The following is a 22,197-nucleotide window of genomic DNA, read 5'->3' as shown; positions in this document are numbered from 1 at the left end:
AATTTCGGCCTCCGGGCTCCGGGGTAATACTGTTGAGGTGCACTTACGGGTGCACGGAGAGCTATTCATGACTTTGATGGAGCGCACCACGTGACCAGGTTCGACAGTATCGAGCGCGCAGTCGCCGATATCGCCGCAGGCAAGGCCGTCGTCGTCGTCGATGACGAGGACCGCGAGAACGAGGGCGACCTCATCTTCGCCGCCGAGAAGGCGACCCCGGAACTGGTGGCCTTCATGGTCCGCTACACCTCCGGTTACCTCTGCGTCCCGCTCGACGGCGACGACTGCGACCGGCTCGGCCTGCCGCCGATGTACTCGAGCAACCAAGACAAGCACGGCACCGCGTACACCGTGACCGTCGACGCCAAGGAAGGCATCGGCACCGGCATCTCCGCCTCCGACCGTGCCGCGACGATGCGCCTGCTCGCCGACCCGAACTCCGGCGCCAGCGATTTCACCCGACCCGGTCACGTGGTGCCGCTGCGCGCCAAGGAGGGCGGCGTGCTGCGCAGGCCCGGCCACACCGAGGCCGCGGTCGACCTGGCCCGGATGGCCGACCTGCGTCCCGCCGGCGTCATCTGCGAGATCGTCAGCCAGAAGGACGAGGGCCACATGGCCCAGACCGACGAGCTGCGGGTCTTCGCCGACGACCACAACCTGGCCATGATCTCGATCGCCGACCTCATCTCGTGGCGCCGCAAGCACGAGAAGCACGTGGTGCGGATCGCGGAGGCGCGGATCCCCACCCGGCACGGCGAGTTCAAGGCCGTCGGCTACCAGAGCATCTACGACGAGGTCGAGCACGTGGCCCTGGTCCGCGGTGACCTGGCCGGTCCGGACGGCGACGGCGGCGACGTGCTGGTCCGCGTGCACTCGGAGTGCCTGACCGGCGACGTGTTCGGCTCGCTGCGCTGCGACTGTGGTCCGCAGCTCGACGCGGCGCTGGACATGGTCGCCCAGGAGGGCCGCGGCGTGGTGCTGTACATGCGCGGTCACGAGGGCCGCGGCATCGGCCTGATGCACAAGCTGCAGGCCTACCAGCTGCAGGACGCGGGGTCGGACACCGTCGACGCGAACCTGGAACTCGGACTTCCCGCCGATGCTCGCGATTACGGCATCGGCGCACAGATCCTCGTCGATCTGGGTATCTCCTCCATGCGGCTGCTGACCAACAACCCCGCCAAGCGGGTCGGGCTGGACGGCTACGGACTGCAGATCACCGAGCGGGTGCCGATGCCGTTGCGCGCCAACGCCGAGAACCTCACCTACCTGCGCACCAAGCGGGACCGCATGGGCCACGACCTGATCGGACTCGACGACTTCGAGACCGGGGGCGCGGTATGAGCGGCGAGGGGCTGCCGGAGCTCCAGCTCGGCGAGGCCAAGGACCTCAAGCTCGCGATCGTGGCGGGACGGTGGCACTCCGAGATCTCCGAGGCGCTGATCGCGGGCGCCCAGCGGGTCGCCGAGCAGGCCCACCTCGAGGACGTCACCCTGGTCCGCGTCGCGGGCGCCATCGAGCTGCCGGTCGTCGCGCAGGCGCTGGCCCGCACCCACGACGCGGTGGTGGCGCTCGGCGTCGTGATCCGCGGGGGCACCCCGCACTTCGAGTACGTCTGCGACGCGGTCACCGCCGGGCTGACCCGGGTCTCGCTCGACGAGGGCACCCCGGTCGGCAACGGCGTGCTCACCACGGACACCGAACAGCAGGCCAGGGATCGCTCGGGCCTGCCGGGCTCCGTCGAGGACAAGGGCGGCCAGGCCTGCGCCGCCGCGCTGGACACCGCGGTCACCCTCCGTCATCTGCGCCAGCCCTGGACCGAAGAGTCCTTCCGGTGAGCGCCTGGGAGTTGGAGGTGCGGTCCAAGCGGTCCGCCCGCTACGCGATGGCGGTCGCCTCGGTGTTCGTGCTGGTGTTCGTCGTGCTGGCGGTGCTGCTGCGCAGCTCGGCCACCGGCGTCTACTTCCGGCTGATCGACCAGCTCGCGATGGTCGGGATCGGTGCGATCCTCGCAGGCGGCGCGCTGCTGCTGACCCGCCCGCGGCTGCGCGCGAACGCGTCCGGCGTCTGGGTGCGCAACGCGTTCGGCGAGCGGTTCGTCGAATGGGACCTGGTGCGCGGCCTGACCTTCCCGGACGGGGCGGCGTGGGCGCGGATCGAGTTGCCCGACGACGAGTACATCCCGGCCATGGCGATCCAGGCGAATGACCGCGAGTACGCGGTGAACGCGGTCAGGAAGTTTCGCGAGCTCGAGTCGAAGTACGCGCAGGTGGACGCCGAATAGACCTGCCTCGCAGGGGAACTGGGCAACCCGTCTTCGTTCCCCGGCATTCGTGACACGATTGAACGCGCCATGATCGCTCCACCACAGAGGAGACGAACAATGTCGGTCGCGAAAGTTTTGGAGATTTCCGCCAGTTCCACCGTCAGCACGGACGACGCCGTCAAGCAGGGCATCGCGAAGGCTGCCGAGACCGTGCACGGCATCACCGCCGCCTGGGTCAAGGACACGCAGGTCGTTGTCGAGAACGGCAAGGTGACCGAATGGCGCGTCAACCTGAAGATCACCTTCGTACTCGAGTAGGCGACCCCGCTCGATCAATGCGGCCCGACGCGACCTGAGCGCGTCGGGCCGTTCGACGTTCGGGTGACTCTGAGGCAATTCGACACTCCCGAGCCTCTCTGGGTGACAATAGTGTGTGTCACACAGTAATGTTCCAGCTATGGGTGATGACGTCCTTGCCGGACACCTCCAGGAGTTACGCCGGGGAACCGTGGTGGTCAGCGCACTCGCGAACCTCCGGAGGCCGACCTACGGCTACGCGCTCCTCGAGACGCTCGCCGCTGCGGGCTTCACGGTGGACGGCAACACGCTCTACCCCCTCCTGCGCCGCCTCGAGAAACAGGGCCTGCTCACCAGCGAGTGGGATACCGAGGAGTCCCGGCCGCGGAAGTTCTATCGGACCACCCCCGCCGGGGAGGATCTCCTGCGTCTGCTGCTCGCGGAATGGCGCACGCTGCACACGTCGATCGAAGGACTGATATGACCACGATTAGCCAGAGATACGTCCACGCCGCCACCCGTACGCTCCCCGAGGATCAGCGACTCGACGTCGCCGACGAACTGCGGGCGAGCATCGCCGATCGCACCGAGTCACTCCTCGCCGATCAACCCGGCCTCGCACCCGACAAGGCGGAGTACATCGCCGTCGAGGAGTTGGGGGACCCGGACCGACTGGCTGCCGGGTATGCCGGCCGCCAGCTGTACCTGATCGGACCGGAACTCTATCCGGCTTACGTCCGAGTGCTGCGGGCAATCGTCGTCACGGTGATCCCTGTCGTGGCAATCGTTCTCAGCGTCCTGGCGGCCATCGAGACGGACGGCCGCACCGTGGGCGCGGTGATCGGCGGCGTGATCTGGACCCTGTTCGCCACGACCGTGCAGATCATCTTCTGGGTCACGCTGACGTTCTGGCTGGTCGAGCGAGGGTCCGCACCTGCTGAGATGCAGCGAAACCTCGCCGTGGAGTGGACCCCGGACAGCCTCCCCGACGTCCCCGCGTCGGCGCGACAGAATCGCGCCGAGACCGCGATGAAACTGGTCTGGCTGGCATTCCTCGGCGTCGTGATCGTGGGCCAGCAGTTCCGCTCGGCCTTCACCGTGGACGGCGATCCGGTGCCGGTGCTCGACCCTGACCTGTGGTCGTTCTGGCTGCCACTCGTGCTGGTCTTCCTCGTCGCCGAGATGGTCCTCGAGGTCATCCGGTTCCGGGCAGGCCCGATGACTCGCGGGTTCGCCGTCTGGAACATTCTGCTCGGTGCCCTCTTCGCCGCCCCGCTGGTGTTCCTTGCCGCCACCGACCGGCTCTTCAATCCGGTCTTCGTCAGCCATCTCGCCGAGGACTGGCCTGGCTTCGACGTGCACTCCGCCAACATGGTCGTGATCGTCGCCGCTCTCGTCATCTGGGCCTGGGACTCCGTTGACAGCTGGCGCCGGATCGAGCACTGATCGGCTATCAGCTTGCGGGATCGTAGTGGAACGCGCGCACCTCCTGCGCGCACCGGCAGGCAGCCGCGAACTTCGCGGCCCATTCCACTGCCGCCGCACGGGAGGGCACCTCCAGTACCGCGTAGCCGCCTTCGAGCTGCTTCGTCTGCGGGTACGTGCCCTCGGTCACCGTGCCATCCCCATCGACCAGGACCGGCGGAACGCTCTCGTCGATGCCACCGCCGAACACCCAGACCCCGGCTTCCTTCGCCTCCTCCACCACCGCGTGCGACGCATCCGACACCGCCGGCAGATCCTCGTCGGGAACGACCATTGCGCCACTCGGGAACGAGATCAGGTATTTCGTCATCGCGTCGGCTCCTTCTGCCCGTTTCGGGGATCGGACCCATCCTCACCGACGCGGCGCGCCGCGCACAAGACTCGCTCGCCCACCCCCCCCCCAACGGATGCCAGGGTTTTCGGCGCCGCGTCGGCTGTGGGCCATCTCACGGTCGACTCACCCCCGAGTTCACCTGGCCGTCACCGAGTTACGCCGTCAACGCATTAGCGTGGGACGAGTCCGGCATTCGGTTGTTCGACTCCAGTTGAATTGGAGGCGCCCGTGGAAATCCTGCTGATACTCGCGTGCGGCCCGATCATCATGGCCGCCATCTACCTTGCGATCGGTGCTGTGTATTTCGTCGAACTCCGCCTACTCGACGAGGTCGCCGGTCACCGCGCCCTCACGCCGCGGGTCGGCGCCACCGACCCAGCCCGGGTCGTGACGCAACAGCGCACTCAGTCCACTGGACTGAGGGGCGGTGGAGACCTGATGTCCCATCGAGGTCAACGCCCGCACCAGTGGGTCCGCGGCGCCGTTGTCGGCCGCGTCGATGCTGGGATGCTCGCCGCCGACATTGGTCATCGGCGAGTTCGCGGCACCGAAGTCGACCATCGACACGGCCTGCTGCGGATCGAGTCCCCAGTCGAGCACGCCGACCAGGGTCTTGACCACGAACTGGATGATCACCGAACCGCCGGGTGACCCGGTGGCCAGCAGCAGGTCGCCGCGGTTCCCCGCCGCATCCTGATCGAAGACCAGGGTGGGTGCCATCGAACTGCGCGGCCGTTTGCCCGGTTGGACCCGGTTGGCGAGCGGCGATCCGTCCTCCGCGGTCGGCTGGGCCGAGAAGTCGGTCAGCTCGTTGTTGAGCAGGAAGCCGTCGACCATGTGGAAGGAGCCGAATGCCGACTCGATGGTGGTGGTCATGGCCGCGACGTTTCCGTACCGGTCGGCCACGGTGATGTGGCTGGTGCCGTGGTCGTTGCCCGGTTCCGTGCCCATGGGGACCGGGCCGAAGTCGCCCGGCTTGGCGGTACCCATGCTGCGTTGGGGGTCGATCAGCGCCGACCGGCTGCGCAGGTAGTCCGGATCGATCAGCGTGTCGGCCGAGTTGCCGGGGAGCGGCACGAAGTCCGCGTCGGCGACGTACTTGTCGCGGTCGGCATAGGCCAACCGCTCCGCCTCGGAGATCAGGTGCACGCCGGTGGCGGTGGGTTCGCCGCCGTTCGCGTCGACGGCCGTCGGCCCGTGCGCGGTCAGGTCGAAGTTGCTCAGGATTCCCAACGTGGCGGCCACCGCGGTGCCGCCGGACGACGGGCTCGGCATCCCGCAGACCTCGCGCTCCCGGTAGTCGGTGCACAGCGCGGCGCGCTTCTTGGCCTGGTAGCCGGCCAGGTCCGCGGTGGTCATCGCGCCGGGTGTCCGTCCGCCGGTCGGGTCGGCGGTCGCGGTCACGATGGCCTCGGCGATCGACCCGGTGTAGAACGCGTCGGCGCCGTCGGAGGCGATCGCCCCCAACGTCTTTGCCATCGCCGGGTTCGTCAACACGGTGCCCGCCGGTTTCGGGGATCCGTCGGGGTTCAGGAAGTAGGCCCGTGCCTCCTCGTCGACGGCCAGGTCTTTCGCGGCGTCGGCGATCGAACCGGCCATCCGGGGGCTGATCTCGATCCCGTTGTCCGCGAGCGTGATCGCGGGCGCGAACAACGTGTCCCAGGGTTGCTTGCCGTGCTCGCGGTGGCTCGTCTCCAGCAGCCGCAGCACCCCGGGGACGCCGATGGACCGGCCGCTGGCGCGTACAGAGGGCGTCGGCTCGGTCCGGTTCGCGTCGTCGACGAAGCGCAGGTAGTTCTCGGTGGCGGCCATCGGTGCGGTCTCGCGGCCGTCGTAGGCGTCGACGGTCCCGGTCGCCGCGTCGTGGTACAGCAGGAAGGCGCCGCCCCCGATACCCGACGATTGCGGCTCGACCAGGCCGAGCACGGTCTGCGCGGTGATCAGCGCGTCCGCGGCGGTTCCGCCGTCCGCCAGCACCCGGCACGCGGCCTCGGTCGAGACCGGGTTGGCGGTGGACACCGCGAACGTGGCCGTCGCGACGGGGGTCATCCCGGCGCGGTATCCGGTGGCGATCTCCGGATCGGTCGACAGGTTCACCGTCGTGGACAGATTCGCGCCGGTGGGCGCGTCGGTCTCGGGGGCGGCGGCGACGGGGGTGCCGTTCGGCTCGATGGTGCACGGGTCGCGCTCGCCGTCGCCGGGGGAGGAGCATCCGGCCGCAAGGGCCAGGGCCAGGGCCGTCGCCATCGCGAGGCGCATCGCATCGCCTGTTCTCACACCGATCACCCCGAACGAGTGGCCTTCGTGTTGCGTCCTTCGAAACTAGCAGGCACGCGGGGTCCTCGGTACGGTTGTCCGGGGCCGTCGGTGGGGACGACTAGCCTGGTGGTGTGCCCGATCCAGCCACCTATCGCCCCGCCACGGGAACCATTCCGGTGGCGCCCGGCGTCTACAAGTTTCGCGATCCCCACGGCCGGGTCATCTACGTCGGCAAGGCGAAGAGCCTGCGGAGCCGTCTGAGCTCGTATTTCGCGGACGTCGCGTCGCTGCATCCGCGCACCCGCCAGATGGTCACGACGGCGGGCAGCGTGGAATGGACGGTGGTCGGCACCGAGGTCGAGGCGCTGCAGCTCGAGTACAACTGGATCAAGGAGTTCGACCCCCGCTTCAACGTCCGCTATCGGGACGACAAGACCTACCCGGTCTTGGCGGTGACGCTGGGCGAGGAGTACCCGCGGTTGTTCGTCTACCGCGGTCCGCGGCGCAAGGGGGTGCGGTACTTCGGTCCGTACGCGCATGCCTGGGCGATCCGGGAGACGCTGGATCTGCTGCTGCGGGTATTCCCGGCCCGCACCTGCTCGGCCGGTGTGTTCAAGCGGCACAACCAGATCGGTCGGCCCTGCCTGCTCGGCTACATCGACAAGTGCTCGGCCCCGTGCGTCGGCCGGGTGAGCGCCGACGAGCATCGGCAGATCGTGGAGGACTTCTGCGACTTCCTGTCCGGTCGCACCGACAAGCTGGTGCGCGAGCTCGAGGCGCGAATGCTGCGCGCCTCCGACGACCTCGACTTCGAGAGCGCGGCGCGGCTGCGCGACGACCTGGGTGCGCTGCGCAAGGCACTCGAGAAGCAGGCCGTTGTGCTCGGCGACGGGACCGATGCCGACGTGGTGGCGTTCGCCGCCGACGAACTCGAGGCCGCCGTCCAGGTGTTCCATGTGCGCGGCGGACGGGTGCGCGGTCAGCGTGGTTGGGTGGTCGAGCGCTCAGGCGAGGCCGGCGACAGCGCTGACGGCGGGAATGGGGATCTCGTCGAGCAGTTCCTCACCCAGTTCTACGGCGAGCAGGCCGCCCTCACCGATCAGCCGGGGTTGACCGCGGACAAGAACACGGTGGTGCCTCGCGAGGTGCTGGTGCCGGTGCTGCCGCCGAACGCCGAGGAACTCCAGGTCTGGCTGAGCGGCCTGCGGGGGTCGGCGGTGACGCTCCGGGTGCCGCAGCGCGGCGACAAGAAGGCGCTCGCCGAGACGGTGCAGCGCAATGCCCAGGAGTCGCTGGCGCAGCACAAGCTTCGCAGGGCGGGCGATCTCACCTCGAGATCGGCGGCGCTGCAAGGGATTCAGGACGCTCTCGACCTCGATCAGGCGCCGCTGCGGATCGAGTGTGTAGACATCAGTCACGTTCAGGGCACCGACGTGGTGGCCTCGTTGGTCGTCTTCGAGGACGGTCTGCCCCGCAAGTCCGACTACCGGCACTACTCGATCAAAGAGGCTGCGGGGGAAGGGCGTTCGGACGACGTCGCCAGTATTGCGGAGGTCACCCGTCGACGGTTCCTGCGGCACGCCGCGGACACGGCCGCGGTCGCGGAGGGCCCGGCCGATGCGGGCTCGGCCGATGCGGACACCGGGGGAGACCTGGCGCCGGAGGCGGCGCTCGACCCGCAGACCGGCAGGCCGCGGCGGTTCGCCTATCCGCCGAACCTGTTCGTCGTCGACGGCGGCGCCCCGCAGGTCGCGGCGGCGGCGGCCGTCCTCGACGACCTGGGGATCACCGACGTCGCCGTGGTCGGGCTCGCGAAGCGACTCGAGGAGGTGTGGGTGCCGGGGGATGCGGACCCGGTGATCCTGCCGCGCACCAGTGAGTCGCTGTACCTGCTGCAGCGGGTCCGCGACGAGGCGCACCGCTTCGCGATCACCTTCCATCGCAGCAAACGCTCGCGGCGGATGACGGCGTCGGCGCTCGATTCCGTCCGAGGGCTCGGCGAGGCCAGGCGCACGGCGCTCGTCACGCACTTCGGGTCGGTCGCGAAGCTCAAGCAGGCCACGGTGGAGGAGATCATCGAGGTCCCCGGGATCGGGATCACCACCGCGAAGGCGGTGCTCGTCGCGCTCGGGGCCGAGCCGGACTCGACCGCCGCCGAGGCGGCAATGGGCGCGGATGAGCCGGTGGTGAACGGCGCGGTGGGGGATGATGATCGCAGCGCGACCGCCGAGGCGGCGCGCGAGTGCGAAATCGGGGGCTCTGACCAGCACGGACACGGACTGAGAAGGGCGGGCGTCGGTGAGTGACCAGACCGAGCGGGGGGAGTCGGACATGGAGGTGGCGCTGGTCACGGGCCTGTCCGGGGCCGGCATGGGTACCGCGGCGAAGGTGCTCGAGGATCTCGGCTGGTACGTCGCGGACAATCTGCCGCCGGAGTTGATCTCCCGGATGGTCGATCTCGGGCTCGAGTCGGCGTCGCGGATCCCGAAGCTGGCCGTGGTCATCGACGTGCGGAGCAGGAGGTTCACCGGTGATCTCGTCTCCGTCATCAAGGAGGTCGAGTCGAAGACGGCACGGACCCGGGTGCTGTTCCTCGAGGCGACCGACCAGGTGCTGGTGCGGCGATTCGAACAGGTCCGGCGCAGCCACCCGCTGCAGCAGGACGGCGTCGACGGCACCCTGATGGAGGGGATCGAGGCCGAGCGGGCGCAGCTCGCCCCGGTGAAGGCCGACGCCGATCTGGTGATCGACACGTCGTCGTTGTCGGTGCACGAGCTGCGGCAGCGGATCGAGTCCGCGTTCGGCGGCGAAACGACCGGGACGATCGCGATCACCGTCCAGTCCTTCGGCTTCAAGTACGGGCTCCCGATGGATGCGGACCTCGTCTGCGACGTGCGGTTCCTGCCGAACCCGCATTGGATCCCGGAGCTGCGCGAGCACACCGGCCGGGACGCGGCCGTGAGCGACTACGTCCTCGCCCAGGACGGTGCCAGGGACTACCTGGACACCTACCGGCATTTGTTGGAGTTGACGACCAACGGATACCGTCGGGAAGGTAAGCGGTACATGACAATTGCGGTGGGGTGCACCGGCGGGAAGCATCGGAGTGTGGCAATGACAGAGGCCCTGGCGGGCATGCTGGAGCGGGAACAGGGTGTGACCGTCAAGGTCGTGCACCGGGATCTGGGGCGCGAATGACGTCCGACCCCCTCTCGGCCGTCCACGCCGACCCCGCGATCGTCGCCCTCGGCGGCGGTCACGGTCTGTATGCCACCCTCAGCGCCGCCCGCCGGGTGAGCTCCGACGTCACCGCGGTCGTCACGGTCGCCGACGACGGCGGCTCATCGGGTCGGCTCCGGTCCGAGCTCGGTGTGATCCCCCCCGGTGACCTTCGGATGGCGCTGGCGGCGCTGGCCGCGGACACGCCCGAGGTGCAGACATGGACGGCGACCCTGCAGCACCGTTTCGGCGGTACCGGCGCGCTCGCGGGCCACTCGGTCGGCAACCTGATCCTCGCAGGGCTCACCGAGGTGATGGGCGACACCGTCGCCGCCCTCGACGAGATGGGCCGGGTGCTCGGCATCCACGGGCGGGTGCTGCCGATGTCCCCGATCGCCCTCGACATCGAGGCCGACGTGGTGGGGCTGGAGACCGATCCACGGGTGAGCCGCTGCATCCGCGGGCAGGTGGCCGTCGCCACCACCCCGGGGAAGGTGCGACGGGTGCGGTTGCTGCCGCCGGATCCGCCCGCGTGCCCCGAGACGGTGACCGCGATCGAGCGGGCCGACCTGGTGCTCCTCGGTCCCGGGTCCTGGTTCTCCAGCGTCATCCCGCACATGCTGGTGCCCGAGTTGGTGCAGGCGCTGATGGAAACCGGCGCGCGCAAGACGCTGATCCTGAACCTGGTGCCCGAGTTGGGCGAAACGACGGGGTTCTCCGCGGAGCGGCACCTGCACGTACTGTCCCAGCATGCACCGGAACTGACGGTCGACGACATCGTGGTCGATTCGGCGTCAGTGCCGGAGGGCAGCGAACGTGACTATCTCCACCGGGCCGCTCAGCTCCTGGGAGCGGCCGTGACCTATGCCGACGTTGCGAACAACGGCGGTGCGACGCACCACGCGGGCAAGCTCGCCGCGGTCCTCGACCGCCTCGCAGCTGCGGCGCCGAAGAACCACCAGACAACCCCCGGAAGGGAGACCACTTCGTGGCAATGACAGCGGAGGTCAAGGACGAGCTGAGCCGGCTTGCGGTGACCCAGGTCTCCGCCCGCAAGGCCGAGGTCTCGTCCCTGCTTCGATTCGCGGGCGGGCTGCACATCGTCGGTGGGCGCGTAGTGGTCGAGGCGGAGGTGGACCTCGGCAACACCGCGCGCCGGCTCCGCCGCGAGATCTTCGACCTGTACGGCTATGCCTCGGATGTGCACGTGCTCGGTGCGGGCGGGCTGCGCAAGAGTTCCCGCTACATCGTGCGGGTGGCCAAGGAGGGTGAGGCCCTCGCCCGCCAGACCGGGCTGCTCGACCTGCGCGGCCGTCCGGTGCGCGGGCTGCCCGCCCAGGTCGTCGGCGGCAGCGTCGTCGACTCGGAGGCGGCCTGGCGCGGCGCGTTCCTCGCGCACGGTTCGCTGACCGAGCCCGGCCGCTCGTCCGCCCTGGAGATCAGCTGCCCCGGTCCGGAGGCGGCGCTCGCCCTGGTCGGTGCGGCCCGCAGGCTCGGAGTGGCGGCCAAGGCCAGGGAGGTGCGCGGAACCGACCGGGTGGTCGTCCGCGACGGCGAGGCGATCGGTGCGCTGCTCACCCGGATGGGTGCCCAGGACACCAGGCTGACCTGGGAGGAACGCCGGATGCGCCGCGAGGTGCGGGCCACCGCGAACAGGCTGGCGAATTTCGACGATGCGAACCTGCGGCGCTCGGCGCGGGCCGCCGTCGCCGCCGCGGCGCGGGTCGAGCGTGCGCTGGAGATCCTCGGCGACGACGTCCCCGATCATCTCGCCGCGGCGGGCAGCCTGCGCGTTCAGCACCGGCAGGCCTCGCTGGAGGAGCTCGGCCAGCTGGCCGACCCGCCGATGACGAAGGACGCGGTCGCCGGCCGGATCCGGCGGTTGCTGTCGATGGCGGACCGCAAGGCCAAGGACACCGGGATCCCGGACACGGAGTCCGCGGTGACCGCCGACCTGCTCGACGAGGCCTAGGCTCAGAATCGCATCTGGATTTTGCCCACGAGAGCTGGTCGAAAAGGAGCGAATTGTGACTGTTCGGGTAGGCGTGAACGGCTTCGGTCGCATCGGACGCAACTTCTTCCGAGCCGTCGATGCGCAGAAGGCACTCGGCACCACCGACATCGAGATCGTGGCGGTCAATGACCTGACCGACAACGCGACCCTCGCTCACCTGCTCAAGTACGACTCCATCCTCGGCCGTCTGCCCTACGACGTCTCCCTTGACGGCGACGACACCATCGTCGTCGGCGACCAGCGGATCAAGGCGCTCGCGCACCGAGGCCCGCTCAGCGAGCTGCCCTGGGGCGACCTGGGCGTCGACGTCGTGGTCGAGTCCACCGGCATCTTCACCGACGCCGCCAAGGCCAAGGGGCACCTGGACGCAGGTGCCAAGAAGGTCATCATCTCCGCGCCAGCCAAGGGCGAGGACATCACCATCGTGATGGGCGTCAACGACGACAAGTACGACGGCAGCCAGAACATCATCTCCAACGCCTCGTGCACCACCAACTGCCTCGGCCCGATCGCCAAGGTGCTCGATGACGAATTCGGCATCGTCAAGGGCCTGATGACCACGGTCCACGCCTACACCCAGGATCAGAACCTGCAGGACGGCCCGCACAGGGACCTCCGTAGGGCCCGCGCCGCCGCCCTCAACGTCGTCCCCACCGGCACCGGCGCCGCCAAGGCCATCGGCCTCGTGCTCCCGCAGTTGCTCGGCAAGCTCGACGGCTACGCGCTGCGCGTGCCGATCCCGACGGGCTCGGTCACCGACCTCACCGCCAACCTGAAGAAGCCGGGCACGGTCGCGGAGATCAACGCCGCCATGAAGGCCGCCGCCGAGGGACCGCTGAAGGGAATCCTCAAGTACACCGAGGACGCGATCGTGTCCTCGGACATCGTCACCGATCCGCACTCGTCCATTTTCGATGCCGGCCTGACCAAGGTCATCGACGACCAAGCGAAGATCGTATCGTGGTACGACAACGAGTGGGGCTACTCGAACCGCCTCGTTGACCTCATTGACCTAGTCGGAAAGTCGATCTGATAACTGTGGCAGTCAAGACTCTGAAGGACCTGCTGGACGAAGGCGTCGCGGGACGCTCCGTGTTGGTGCGTTCGGACCTCAACGTCCCGCTGGACAACGGCTCCATCACCGACCCGGGCCGCATCCTGGCGTCGGCGCCGACCATCTCCGCGCTCGCGGAGGCCGGCGCCAAGGTCATCGTGATGGCGCACCTCGGCCGGCCGAAGGGCGCACCGGATCCGGCGCTGTCGCTGGCACCGGTCGCCGCGAAGCTCGGCGAGGTGCTCGGGCGCAACGTCCAGCTCGCTGGCGACGTCGTCGGGCAGGACGCGCTCGCGCGTGCCGAGGGACTCACCGACGGTGACGTGCTGCTGCTCGAGAACATCCGCTTCGATCCGCGCGAGACCAGCAAGGACGACGCGGAGCGGCTGGCGCTGGCCAAGGCGCTCGTCGAGCTGACCGACTTCAACGGCGCGTTCGTGTCGGACGGGTTCGGTGTCGTGCACCGCAAGCAGGCGTCGGTCTACGACGTGGCGACACTGCTGCCGCACTACGCGGGCACCCTCGTCGCTACCGAGGTCGAGGTGCTGCGCAAGCTCACCGAGGAGTCGGAGCGGCCGTACGCGGTGGTGCTCGGCGGCTCGAAGGTCTCCGACAAGCTGGCAGTGATCGAGGCGTTGGCAGGCAAGGCCGACACCCTGGTCATCGGCGGCGGCATGTTCCCCACATTCCTGGCCGCGCAGGGGGTGTCCGTCGGTAATTCGCTGTGCGAGGAGTCGATGATCGACACCTGCAAGGACCTGCTGGAGCGGTTCGCCGACGTCATCCACATCCCGCAGGACGTGGTGATCGCCGACTCGTTCTCGGCCGACGCCGAGTCGAAGACGGTCTCCGTGCTCGAGATCCCGGACGGCTGGATGGGACTCGACATCGGACCGGAGTCGGTGGAGCGGTTCGCCGCGATCCTGTCCGGCGCCAAGACGGTGTTCTGGAACGGGCCGATGGGCGTGTTCGAGTTCGCGAAGTTCTCGGCCGGCACCAAGGGTGTCGCCGAGGCGATCATCGGCGCGACCGCCAAGGGCGCGTTCAGTGTCGTCGGCGGCGGCGACTCCGCCGCGGCCGTGCGTCAGCTCGGCCTGTCCGAGGACGGCTTCTCGCACATCTCGACCGGCGGCGGCGCCTCCCTCGAGTACCTCGAGGGCAAGACGCTTCCCGGCATCGAAGCGCTGGAGGGCTGATGGCGCGCAAGCCGCTCATCGCGGGCAACTGGAAGATGAACCTCAATCACTTCGAGGCCATCGCCCTGGTGCAGAAGATCGCTTTCTCGCTGCCGGAGAAGTACTTCGAGAAGGTCGACGTGACGGTGATCCCGCCGTTCACCGACATTCGCAGCGTCCAGACGCTGGTCGAGGGCGACAAGCTCCTGCTCACCTACGGCGCGCAGGACGTCTCCGCGCACGATTCCGGTGCCTTCACCGGTGAGATCAGCGGCGCCATGCTGGCGAAGCTGGGCTGCACCTTCGCGGTGGTCGGGCACTCGGAGCGTCGGACCCTGCACGGGGAGTCGAACGAGACGGTTCTCGCCAAGACCAAGGCGGCGCTGAAGAACGGGCTCACCCCCATCGTTTGCATCGGCGAGGGGCTCGACATCCGCGAGGCGGGCAACCAGGTGGAGTACAACCTGGAGCAGCTGCGTGGATCGCTGGCCGGACTGTCCGCGGACGAGATCTCCAAGATCGTCGTCGCGTACGAGCCGGTGTGGGCCATCGGCACCGGCCGGGTGGCGACCCCGGCGGACGCCCAGGAGGTCTGCAAGGCGGTGCGCGGCGAGCTGGCCGTGCTGGCGTCGGCGGAGGTCGCGGCGGGCGTTCGCGTCCTCTACGGCGGCTCGGTGAACGCGAAGAACGTCGGCGAGATCGTCGGCCAGTCGGACGTGGACGGCGCCCTGGTGGGCGGCGCCTCGCTCAAGGCCGACGAATTCGCGACGCTCTCGGCGATCGCCGCCGGCGGTCCGCTGCCGTGAGCGGCACATCGTTGCTGCCCTGATCGGCTGATATTCGTGACGCCGGTGGGCGCGGGGTCTTCGGACCGCGCGCCCATCGGCGTTTCATGTGTCGCGGAGTAACCTGTACCGCAATCGATCAGAGGAGCGTCCGGTGAAGTTCGAGGAGATCCCCGCGGTGAAGAAGCTCGGGGTTCAGGTGTTGAAGGTGCACCAGTGGGTGTACGAACGCACGGACGGCCGGATCGGCCACCGGATCCTCGGGGTCCCGTGCCTGCTGCTCGACACCGTCGGCGCGAAGACGGGACAGGCGCGGGTCAACAGCCTCACCTACGTGCGCGACGGCGAGGCCTACGTGGTGGTGGCCTCCAACGGCGGTGCGCCGAAATCGCCCGGGTGGTATTTCAACCTGCGGGCGCGTCCGGAGGCCTCGATCCGGGTGGGTACCACCGCCGTGCCGGTCACCGCCCGCCTGATCGGGCCGGAGGATGGGGACTACGCCAGGCTGTTCGCCGCCGCCGACGCGAACAACGGCGGTCGCTACGCCGGATACCAGCGGCACACGGACCGGCCGATCCCGCTCGTCGTGCTGACGCCGCGGTAGGAGAAGGCAAAGCCGGTGGGCGCGTGGTCATCTGACCGCGCGCCCACCGGCGTTCGTGCGTGTGTGTCACATCAGCGGAGCAGCTTCGTCTTCAACTTGCCGATGGTGTCCGGGCTCAGGCCCAGGCCCTCGGTGAGGTACTTGTCCATCGAGCCGTAGGACGTGGTGACCTGGTCGAGCCCGGCCTGCAGGAAGCTCTGCTCGACGGTGACCAGCGGGAGGAAGTTGACGTACGCGTCCCCGAAGGCCTGCTTGAGGCCCTCGATGCTCTTCGCGATCGAGTCCTTCACGTACTCGTTGGTCAGCAGGTAGTCGTCCATGATCGTCTGGCTCGACACGCCCGCGATGCTGAGCAGCACGGCGGAGGTCCAGCCCGTGCGGTCCTTACCCGCGGTGCAGTGGAAGACCTGGCCGCCGTCCGTGTTCGCCATGGCGGTGAGCAGTTCGGCGAACTTCGACCGCTCGACGTCGCCGACGACGAACGCGCGGTTCATCTCCTGCATCATCTTGCGGGCGTCGTCGGGGGCCGTGATCTTCCCGAGCATCTCGTTGATGTTGCCGGAGAGGATCGGGATCCGCTTGTAGGCGACGCCTGCGGGCAGCACGTCCTGCTTCTTGCTGACCTCGTCGTCGGTGCGCAGGTCATAGACCGTGGAGAGCTTCAGGCTGGCGAGCGTCGCCATGTCCGCTTCATTCGGGACGATGGCGTTCGCACGGTAGAACACCCCCTTGTTGACGTTCTTGCCGTGTGCGCCCGCGTAGCCGGCTCCGGTGCCCGCGACGTCGCGGAAGTTGTCGATGCTGGCGAGCCGGGGCGCGTCCGGTGCGGTCTGGCCGGCGCCGACGCTACCGAGGCCGGCGGAGCCGGACTCGAGCAGTCCGGCGAGCGCCGGGGGGAGGACCGGCTGGGCCTGCGCGAGGCCTGCGCCGCCGAAGCCGGTGAGGAGCACTGCGCTCGTTGCCAGCAGGGCGCCGGTGATCCTGGAACCGTGTCGAGACATGAACAACCTTCCGATCGAATGATTGACGTCTGTCGGGAGGCGAAGGTAGCCATGCGGGCGCGTCGCTGTCTCGATCGACGGCCGTTCCTCCCGCTGAGCGGTCACAATTCGTGTTGGACGGCAGAAAGCGCAGGAACGTCGGTGGGCGCGGCGACAGTCGCGCCCACCGGCGTTCTTGCTTTTGCTACATCAGCGGAGCAGCTTGGCCTTCAGCGCGACGACGGTCTGCGGGGAAAGCCCGAGGCCCTCGGTGAGGTAGCCGTCGACCGTGCCGTAGTCGGCGGTGAGCTGGTCGATGCCGGCCTGCAGGAAGCTCGCCTCGACGCCGACCAGCGGAGCCATGCTCGCCGCCGTGTCGGGGAAGAGTCGCTCCAAGACCGCGAGGTGCGACGCGATCGAGTCCTTCGTGTACTCGTTGGTGAGCAGGTAGTCGTCCATGATCGTCTGCGCGTCGACTCCGGCGAGGGACAGCAGCAGGTAGGACGCCCACCCCGTCCGGTCCTTGCCCCCGGTGCAGTGGAACACCGTCGGGCCCGTGGCGGTCGCCATGTCGGTGAGCATCGCCCCGAACTGGGCGCGACTGGTCGCATCGGTGACGAAGCGTCGGTTCGTGTCCTGCATGTAGGTACGCGAATCCTCCACGGTCTTGATGTCGGCGAGGATGGTGGTGTAGTCACCGCCGCCGATCGGCAGATGCGTGTAGGTGACACCGGAAGGAAGCACGTCGGGCTTCTTCGCGGCCTCGGCGTCGCTGCGCAGGTCGTAGACGGTGGAGAGCCCGAGGCTCGTGAGGGTCGCCAGGTCCGCCTCGTTCGGCACCATCGCGTCCGCCCGGTAGAACACGCCCTTGTTCACGTGCAGTCCGGCGAGGCCGGTGTATCCCGCGCCGGTGCCGGCGACGTCTCGGAAATTGTCGATGCTGGCCAGTCGCGGCGCGTCCGCGGCGGGAGCCGAACTGCCGAGGGCGGCGGAGCCGGAGTCGAACAATGCCGTGATCGACGCCGGAAGCGTCGGGTCGGCCTGGGCGACGCCGACGCCGCCGATGCTCGAGAGCAGAGCCGCGCCGGTGACGACGAGAACTCCGACAGTCCTGGAACGATGAGACATTGATAGACCTTCCGATCGAATGGCGGGGGGGTCATGCGTGGACGTTGAAGTGATACGTCATTTCTGGCGCAGGTCTCATGCGCGTCCCGTGCGGCGGGATTGCCATCGTGGAGGTGGCCTTCGTGGGATCCGATTGCCGGTCGATGGGCGCCGTACCGGTAAGATCGGGGAGCTTGTGGCCGTATCCGTCAGCGAAGGCGTGGAGATTACATGGAACTGTTCCTGGACATCCTGCTGGTGATCACCAGCCTGCTGCTGATCCTGCTGGTGCTGCTGCACCGCGGCAAGGGCGGCGGCCTGTCCAGCCTGTTCGGTGGCGGCGTGCAGTCCAGCCTGTCCGGATCCACCGTGGTGGAGAAGAACCTCGACCGGCTCACCGTGTTCACGGCCGTGATCTGGCTGATCGCGATCCTCGGCATCGGTCTCCAGATCAAGTTCAGCTGACCGTCAAATACAGCTGACCGCGGGGGAACGGTGACCCGGGGGTCGTAACACTGCCTGGGGGCGGGTCAGCGCCGATACTGGTTCCATGAGCCCGTCTCCCGAGCACGCGGTCCGTCGCCTCGATCACCCGGCCGAGCCTCCCCGGGAGGCCACCGAACCGCTTCGCGAGGACATCCGGCTGCTCGGCGGGATCCTCGGGGAGGTCATCCGCGAGCAGGCGGGCGACCAGGTCTTCGAGCTGGTCGAGCGCGCCCGCGTCGAGTCCTTCCGGGTACGCCGATCCGAGATCGACCGTGCCGAGCTGGCCGCATTGTTCTCGAGCGTCGAGGTGGACGTGGCGATCCCGGTGATCCGCGCCTTCAGTCACTTCGCCCTGTTGGCGAATCTCGCGGAGGACCTGCACCGCGAGCGGCGCCGCGCCCTCCGGGTCCGGGCCGGCGAGCCACCGCAGGACAGCACCCTGGCCGCGACCTACCGGAAGCTCGATGCGGCGCAACTCGATTCGTCGACCGTGGCCCACGAGCTCGAGGGTGCGTCGGTGGTGCCGGTGATCACCGCGCATCCGACGGAGACCCGGCGTCGCACGGTGTTCGAGACCCAGCACCGGATCACCGAACTGATGCGGTTCCGCGAGCGCACCGACCTCGATCCGGCCGAACAGGCGGACGTCGACCGCGACCTGCGACGGCAGATCCTCACCCTGTGGCAGACCGCGCTGATCCGGCTCTCGCGGCTGCGGATTCAGGACGAGATCGAGGTGGGCCTGCGGTACTACGACGTGGCCCTGTTCGAGGTCGTGCCGAGGATCAACGCGCAGCTGCGCGCGGAGCTCCGGCGGCGCTGGCCGGAGGCGAACCTGCTGTCCGAACCAATGCTCACGACCGGGTCCTGGATCGGCGGTGACCGTGACGGGAATCCGTTCGTGACGGCGGAGGTCGTGCACCGGGCGACCCACCGGGCAGCGGCCACCGTGCTCGAACACCACCTCGGCGAACTGGAGGCGCTCGAGCGGGAGCTGTCCATGTCGGATCGGCTCGTCGAGGTCTCGGCGGCGTTGCGGGCCCTGGCTGACGCGTCGGGGGACGACTCGCCGTTCCGCTCGGACGAGTCGTATCGGCGTGCGCTGCGCGGGATCCGGGGACGGCTGACGGCGACGGCGCTCCGCATCCTCGGCGCGGCCGAGGTCTCGTTGTCCCGGTCCGCCCTCCACCATCCCGGCGCGGAGCCGTTCGGCTCGCCCGCGGAGTTGCTCGCCGACCTGGACGCGATCGACGCGTCGCTGCGCGGGCACGGCGACGAACTGCTGGCGGAGGAGCGACTGGCGACGATGCGCGAATCGGTGCAGGCGTTCGGGTTTCACCTGTCCGGGCTGGACATGCGCCAGAACTCGGAGGTGCACGAGCAGGTGATCGCGGAACTGTTCGCCTGGGCGGGGGTGCACCCGGACTACCGCTCGCTGACCGAGGGGGAGCGCGTCGCGCTGTTGACGGCGGAGCTGGGAACCCGACGGCCGCTGGTGGGTCCCGGCGCCGAGTTCGGCGAACTGACCACCTCCGAGCTGGCGATCCTGGCAGCGGGGGCGGAGGCCGTGAGAAGCATTGGCGCCGGCGCGATCCCGAACTACGTCATCAGCATGTGCACGTCCGTCAGCGACATGCTGGAGGCTGCGGTGCTGCTCAAGGAGGTCGGCCTGCTCGACCCGGGCGCGAACGGCTCCGCGCCGTCGTGCCCGGTCGGGATCGTGCCGCTGTTCGAGACCATCGAGGACCTGCAGGGCGGAGCCGCCACCCTGACCGAGGTGCTGGACGTGCCGGTGTATCGCGGGCTGCTGACCGCGCGCGGCGGCCGGCAGGAGGTGATGCTGGGCTACTCGGACTCCAACAAGGACGGCGGGTACCTCGCGGCCAATTGGGCGCTGTACCGGGCTGAGCTGGACCTGGTGGAGGCGGCGCGCACGGCGGGGATTCGGTTGCGGCTGTTCCACGGTCGCGGCGGCACCGTCGGTCGGGGCGGAGGGCCGAGCTACGAGGCGATCCTGGCGCAGCCGCCCGGCGCGGTGGCCGGCTCGCTGCGGATCACCGAGCAGGGTGAGGTGATCGCGGCGAAGTACGCCGAACCCCGGCTGGCGCATCGCAATCTGGAGACCCTGATCGCCGCGACGCTCGAGTCCACGCTGCTGGACGTGGAGGGCCTCGGCGCCGATGCGGGACCGGCGTACGCGGTGCTCGACGAGCTGGCCGCGGCGGCCAGGACCGCCTACGGCGACTTGGTGCACGAGACGCCCGGGTTTGTCGAGTACTTCACCACCTCGACGCCGGTCGCCGAGATCGGTGCGCTGAACATCGGCAGTCGGCCGGCGTCGCGCAAGGCCACCAAGTCGATCTCCGATCTGCGCGCGATCCCGTGGGTGCTGTCCTGGAGCCAGTCCCGGGTGATGCTGCCGGGCTGGTACGGGACGGGAACGGCCTTCGAGGAGTGGGTCGGTGGCGATCCGGCGAGGCTCGCGAGGCTGACGGAGTTGTACGAGCGGTGGCCGTTCTTCCGGACCGTGCTGTCGAACATGGCGATGGTGATGTCGAAGTCGGACATGGGCCTGGCCGCGCGGTATGCGGAGCTGGTGCCGGATGTGGCGTTGCGGGAGAGGGTCTTCGGCAAGATCGCCGCCGAGCACGCGCGGACGATCGCGATGTACAAGGCGATCACCGGCAACGACGACCTGCTCGCGGACAATCCGGGCCTGAGAAGGTCGGTGCACAACAGGTTCCCGTACCTGGAGCCGCTGAACCACCTGCAGGTGGAGTTGCTGCGCAGGTACCGATCCGGCGACGACAGCGACCCGGTGCGGCGCGGTATCCAGTTGACGATGAACGGACTGGCGACCGCGCTGCGCAACAGCGGATAGGTGTTCGGGCAAGCGATGGGATGATCCCTCGGTGGCGACATTTGATGTGGCGGTTGAGGAATACGACTCGCGCGACCTGCTCCCGATGTCCGGAGGGCCGGGGTGGACGTTGGACGTCGAGCGGGCGGCGCTTCTCGTGCATGACCTGCAGCCCTACTACGTGGACGTGCTCGCGGGTGCCGTCCGTTCGCGCGTGGTCGCTGAGACCGCGCGTTTGGTGGATTGGGCGGTCGCTCGGGGAGTGCCCGTCGTCGCGAGCGCACCCCGCGCGGCGTCCGATCCGGTGCAGCGCGGATTGCTCGGGGAACTGTGGGGGATGGGGCCGACGGAGAGCCAGTCGGCCGAGACGACGATCGATTCCCTCGAATCCGGCGTGATGTGGGTGAGGAAGCGCAGCTACAGCGCCTTCTTCGCAACCGATCTCGCCGAGGAGCTGCGCCGCACGCGGCGCGATCAGTTGATCGTCGCGGGCGTCTTCGCGTCGGCGGGCATCCTCGCGACGACGTTCGATGCGTTCGCGCGAGACGTGCAGTGTTTTGTCGCCGTCGAGGCGACCGCCGACCATACGAAGGACAGGCACGCGACAGCGCTCGGACTCATCGCGGAGCTCGCGGGCCGGGTGGTGCCGGTAGCCCAAGTCCTCGCGGCGTAGTCGCCGATGGAGGGTGGGATCCCACCGTCAGGTCACCAGACCAGCGTCTCGCCGCACGTACGGACCCTGCCGAAGAACCGCTTCTCGATGTCCGCACCGTCGCGGTTGTAGCCGTTCATGATCTCCGCCAGCTCGGCGGCAAGAGCTCGTAGCGGCGGGCTGACAGCGGCGATGCCGCCTTCGGATACCCACCCCCAATCCGGGGGCACGTCGTCGATCGTGATGACGATGCCGGCTTCGTGTGGCGTCTCCACGACGAAGCGGATCTCGGCAGGGGCGTCGCCGATCGGATCCTTGACGGCGACCCGTCCCGGCGAAGTCTCAGCCGAGGAGACCGCTCGTGCCAGCGCGATGTCGTCGCGGATCATGTCCGCGATACTCGACAGACCCGCGTGACGTCCGGGTCGATCGTGCCGGGCACCATACATGCGGTCACCGGGGTCGTGCCGGATGCGCGACTTGTCCAGAATCCGGTCGAGCATCCGCTGCGCCGCGGCCCGTTCGCTCTCGCCGGTGCGCGGGTGCTCGATCAGCGTTCGCAGGCGGATGATTCGAAGGCTTGCGTTGCCGGCCATCCATGCAGGATATCGGACGGGGGT

Annotated in this window: 22 protein-coding genes; 17 read left to right on the top strand and 5 right to left on the bottom strand. The window is 68.8% G+C overall.

All coding sequences use genetic code 11. The annotated features are described in order from the left end of the window. The first annotated feature begins 90 nt into the window (after positions 1 to 90). The 6 genes from ACFXMV_RS06755 (at position 91) to ACFXMV_RS06730 (ending at position 4,009) form a co-directional block, all read left to right on the top strand. Positions 91 to 1,344, top strand: coding sequence for a bifunctional 3,4-dihydroxy-2-butanone-4-phosphate synthase/GTP cyclohydrolase II (locus ACFXMV_RS06755; RefSeq protein WP_378501155.1), 1,254 nt, complete (start codon positions 91 to 93; stop codon positions 1,342 to 1,344). Continuing rightward, entirely contained in the window at positions 1,341 to 1,838 is a 498-nt protein-coding gene (gene ribH, locus ACFXMV_RS06750) for a 6,7-dimethyl-8-ribityllumazine synthase (protein WP_378501156.1), read from the top strand. Before ACFXMV_RS06755 ends, ribH begins: the two co-directional genes overlap by 4 nt. Before the next feature lie 47 nt (positions 1,839 to 1,885). Further along, entirely contained in the window at positions 1,886 to 2,284 is a 399-nt protein-coding gene (locus tag ACFXMV_RS06745) for a PH domain-containing protein (protein ID WP_378501158.1), read from the top strand. Positions 2,285 to 2,383: 99 nt separating this feature from the next. Continuing rightward, positions 2,384 to 2,584, top strand: coding sequence for a dodecin family protein (locus ACFXMV_RS06740; RefSeq protein ID WP_378501157.1), 201 nt, complete (start codon positions 2,384 to 2,386; stop codon positions 2,582 to 2,584). 139 nt (positions 2,585 to 2,723) lie between these two features. Beyond that, positions 2,724 to 3,047 (top strand): PadR family transcriptional regulator, encoded by a 324-nt coding sequence (locus ACFXMV_RS06735; RefSeq protein ID WP_378501398.1) that lies wholly within the window; start codon positions 2,724 to 2,726, stop codon positions 3,045 to 3,047. Further along, entirely contained in the window at positions 3,044 to 4,009 is a 966-nt protein-coding gene (locus ACFXMV_RS06730; RefSeq protein WP_378501399.1) for a permease prefix domain 1-containing protein, read from the top strand. The genes ACFXMV_RS06735 and ACFXMV_RS06730 overlap by 4 nt, the downstream gene beginning before the upstream one ends. 7 nt (positions 4,010 to 4,016) lie before the next feature. On the opposite strand, the gene ACFXMV_RS06725 is transcribed toward ACFXMV_RS06730, so the two are convergent. Beyond that, the gene (locus tag ACFXMV_RS06725; RefSeq protein WP_378501400.1) at positions 4,017 to 4,358 is read right to left on the bottom strand and encodes a YciI family protein; all 342 of its coding nucleotides are present in this window, start codon (positions 4,356 to 4,358) and stop codon (positions 4,017 to 4,019) included. 342 nt (positions 4,359 to 4,700) lie between these two features. Further along, a complete protein-coding gene (gene ggt, locus ACFXMV_RS06720) occupies positions 4,701 to 6,641 on the bottom strand; it encodes a gamma-glutamyltransferase (protein WP_378501402.1) in 1,941 nt (646 codons plus the stop codon). 131 nt (positions 6,642 to 6,772) lie between these two features. Here ggt and uvrC point away from each other — a divergent pair, with 131 nt between their 5' ends. The 8 genes from uvrC to ACFXMV_RS06680 all read left to right on the top strand — a co-directional run bounded on the left by uvrC (position 6,773) and on the right by ACFXMV_RS06680 (position 15,492). Next, positions 6,773 to 8,947 (top strand): excinuclease ABC subunit UvrC, encoded by a 2,175-nt coding sequence (uvrC, locus tag ACFXMV_RS06715; protein WP_378502784.1) that lies wholly within the window; start codon positions 6,773 to 6,775, stop codon positions 8,945 to 8,947. A gap of 25 nt (positions 8,948 to 8,972) precedes the next feature. Further along, complete coding sequence (gene rapZ / locus ACFXMV_RS06710; protein ID WP_378501168.1) at positions 8,973 to 9,839, top strand: RNase adapter RapZ; 867 nt, start codon at positions 8,973 to 8,975, stop codon at positions 9,837 to 9,839. Continuing rightward, positions 9,836 to 10,858, top strand: a complete 1,023-nt coding sequence (gene yvcK / locus ACFXMV_RS06705) for a uridine diphosphate-N-acetylglucosamine-binding protein YvcK (RefSeq protein WP_378501166.1) — start codon at positions 9,836 to 9,838, stop codon at positions 10,856 to 10,858. Before rapZ ends, yvcK begins: the two co-directional genes overlap by 4 nt. Further along, positions 10,849 to 11,832 (top strand): DNA-binding protein WhiA, encoded by a 984-nt coding sequence (gene whiA, locus ACFXMV_RS06700; RefSeq protein WP_027499697.1) that lies wholly within the window; start codon positions 10,849 to 10,851, stop codon positions 11,830 to 11,832. The genes yvcK and whiA overlap by 10 nt, the downstream gene beginning before the upstream one ends. A 55-nt stretch (positions 11,833 to 11,887) precedes the next feature. Then, positions 11,888 to 12,907 carry a type I glyceraldehyde-3-phosphate dehydrogenase gene (gene gap / locus ACFXMV_RS06695; protein ID WP_378502783.1) on the top strand — a complete coding sequence of 340 codons (1,020 nt, stop codon included), beginning with the start codon at positions 11,888 to 11,890 and terminating at the stop codon, positions 12,905 to 12,907. Positions 12,908 to 12,912: 5 nt separating this feature from the next. Next, complete coding sequence (locus ACFXMV_RS06690) at positions 12,913 to 14,124, top strand: phosphoglycerate kinase (protein WP_378502782.1); 1,212 nt, start codon at positions 12,913 to 12,915, stop codon at positions 14,122 to 14,124. Beyond that, positions 14,124 to 14,909 carry a triose-phosphate isomerase gene (tpiA, locus tag ACFXMV_RS06685; protein ID WP_378501895.1) on the top strand — a complete coding sequence of 262 codons (786 nt, stop codon included), beginning with the start codon at positions 14,124 to 14,126 and terminating at the stop codon, positions 14,907 to 14,909. Before ACFXMV_RS06690 ends, tpiA begins: the two co-directional genes overlap by 1 nt. Positions 14,910 to 15,042: 133 nt before the next feature. After that, positions 15,043 to 15,492 carry a nitroreductase family deazaflavin-dependent oxidoreductase gene (locus ACFXMV_RS06680; RefSeq protein WP_378501894.1) on the top strand — a complete coding sequence of 150 codons (450 nt, stop codon included), beginning with the start codon at positions 15,043 to 15,045 and terminating at the stop codon, positions 15,490 to 15,492. A 71-nt stretch (positions 15,493 to 15,563) separates the two neighbouring features. On the opposite strand, the gene ACFXMV_RS06675 is transcribed toward ACFXMV_RS06680, so the two are convergent. Both ACFXMV_RS06675 and ACFXMV_RS06670 read right to left on the bottom strand, forming a co-directional pair. Further along, entirely contained in the window at positions 15,564 to 16,493 is a 930-nt protein-coding gene (locus ACFXMV_RS06675) for a tyrosine-protein phosphatase (RefSeq protein ID WP_378501893.1), read from the bottom strand. Positions 16,494 to 16,682: 189 nt separating this feature from the next. Next, positions 16,683 to 17,600 (bottom strand): tyrosine-protein phosphatase, encoded by a 918-nt coding sequence (locus ACFXMV_RS06670; protein ID WP_378499279.1) that lies wholly within the window; start codon positions 17,598 to 17,600, stop codon positions 16,683 to 16,685. Between the two features lie 210 nt (positions 17,601 to 17,810). On the opposite strand from ACFXMV_RS06670, the gene secG reads away from it, so the two are divergent. The 3 genes from secG to ACFXMV_RS06655 all read left to right on the top strand — a co-directional run bounded on the left by secG (position 17,811) and on the right by ACFXMV_RS06655 (position 21,598). Further along, positions 17,811 to 18,044, top strand: coding sequence for a preprotein translocase subunit SecG (gene secG, locus ACFXMV_RS06665; RefSeq protein WP_378408093.1), 234 nt, complete (start codon positions 17,811 to 17,813; stop codon positions 18,042 to 18,044). 85 nt (positions 18,045 to 18,129) lie between these two features. Then, positions 18,130 to 20,946, top strand: a complete 2,817-nt coding sequence (ppc, locus tag ACFXMV_RS06660; protein ID WP_378499278.1) for a phosphoenolpyruvate carboxylase — start codon at positions 18,130 to 18,132, stop codon at positions 20,944 to 20,946. A 31-nt stretch (positions 20,947 to 20,977) separates the two neighbouring features. Then, on the top strand, positions 20,978 to 21,598 hold the full coding sequence (locus tag ACFXMV_RS06655; protein ID WP_378499277.1) for an isochorismatase family protein: 621 nt from the start codon (positions 20,978 to 20,980) through the stop codon (positions 21,596 to 21,598). Positions 21,599 to 21,630: 32 nt separating this feature from the next. On the opposite strand, the gene ACFXMV_RS06650 is transcribed toward ACFXMV_RS06655, so the two are convergent. After that, the gene (locus tag ACFXMV_RS06650) at positions 21,631 to 22,173 is read right to left on the bottom strand and encodes a hypothetical protein (RefSeq protein ID WP_378499276.1); all 543 of its coding nucleotides are present in this window, start codon (positions 22,171 to 22,173) and stop codon (positions 21,631 to 21,633) included. Positions 22,174 to 22,197: the final 24 nt, after the last annotated feature.

It is taken from the genome of Rhodococcus sp. NPDC059179 (assembly GCF_042754885.1).
In the GTDB taxonomy this organism is placed as follows: Bacteria; Actinomycetota; Actinomycetes; order Mycobacteriales; family Mycobacteriaceae; genus Rhodococcus_G.
The sequence above is the reverse complement of the archived record's forward strand: the minus strand, read 5'-3'. Positions and strand labels throughout refer to the sequence as shown.

What these genes read in the sequence shown, in the direction of transcription:
- ACFXMV_RS06730 (WP_378501399.1), top strand. Translation starts at nt 3,044, where the DNA reads ATGACCACGATTAGCCAGAGATACGTCCACGCCGCCACCCGTACGCTC.
- ACFXMV_RS06735 (WP_378501398.1), top strand. Translation starts at nt 2,724, where the DNA reads ATGGGTGATGACGTCCTTGCCGGACACCTCCAGGAGTTACGCCGGGGA.
- ACFXMV_RS06745 (WP_378501158.1), top strand. Translation starts at nt 1,886, where the DNA reads ATGGCGGTCGCCTCGGTGTTCGTGCTGGTGTTCGTCGTGCTGGCGGTG.
- ACFXMV_RS06740 (WP_378501157.1), top strand. Translation starts at nt 2,384, where the DNA reads ATGTCGGTCGCGAAAGTTTTGGAGATTTCCGCCAGTTCCACCGTCAGC.
- ppc (WP_378499278.1), top strand. Translation starts at nt 18,130, where the DNA reads ATGAGCCCGTCTCCCGAGCACGCGGTCCGTCGCCTCGATCACCCGGCC.
- yvcK (WP_378501166.1), top strand. Translation starts at nt 9,836, where the DNA reads ATGACGTCCGACCCCCTCTCGGCCGTCCACGCCGACCCCGCGATCGTC.
- ACFXMV_RS06675 (WP_378501893.1), bottom strand. Translation starts at nt 16,493, where the DNA reads ATGTCTCGACACGGTTCCAGGATCACCGGCGCCCTGCTGGCAACGAGC.
- ACFXMV_RS06650 (WP_378499276.1), bottom strand. Translation starts at nt 22,173, where the DNA reads ATGGCCGGCAACGCAAGCCTTCGAATCATCCGCCTGCGAACGCTGATC.
- tpiA (WP_378501895.1), top strand. Translation starts at nt 14,124, where the DNA reads ATGGCGCGCAAGCCGCTCATCGCGGGCAACTGGAAGATGAACCTCAAT.
- ACFXMV_RS06725 (WP_378501400.1), bottom strand. Translation starts at nt 4,358, where the DNA reads ATGACGAAATACCTGATCTCGTTCCCGAGTGGCGCAATGGTCGTTCCC.
- secG (WP_378408093.1), top strand. Translation starts at nt 17,811, where the DNA reads ATGGAACTGTTCCTGGACATCCTGCTGGTGATCACCAGCCTGCTGCTG.
- rapZ (WP_378501168.1), top strand. Translation starts at nt 8,973, where the DNA reads ATGGAGGTGGCGCTGGTCACGGGCCTGTCCGGGGCCGGCATGGGTACC.
- ACFXMV_RS06670 (WP_378499279.1), bottom strand. Translation starts at nt 17,600, where the DNA reads ATGTCTCATCGTTCCAGGACTGTCGGAGTTCTCGTCGTCACCGGCGCG.
- ribH (WP_378501156.1), top strand. Translation starts at nt 1,341, where the DNA reads ATGAGCGGCGAGGGGCTGCCGGAGCTCCAGCTCGGCGAGGCCAAGGAC.
- ggt (WP_378501402.1), bottom strand. Translation starts at nt 6,641, where the DNA reads ATGCGCCTCGCGATGGCGACGGCCCTGGCCCTGGCCCTTGCGGCCGGA.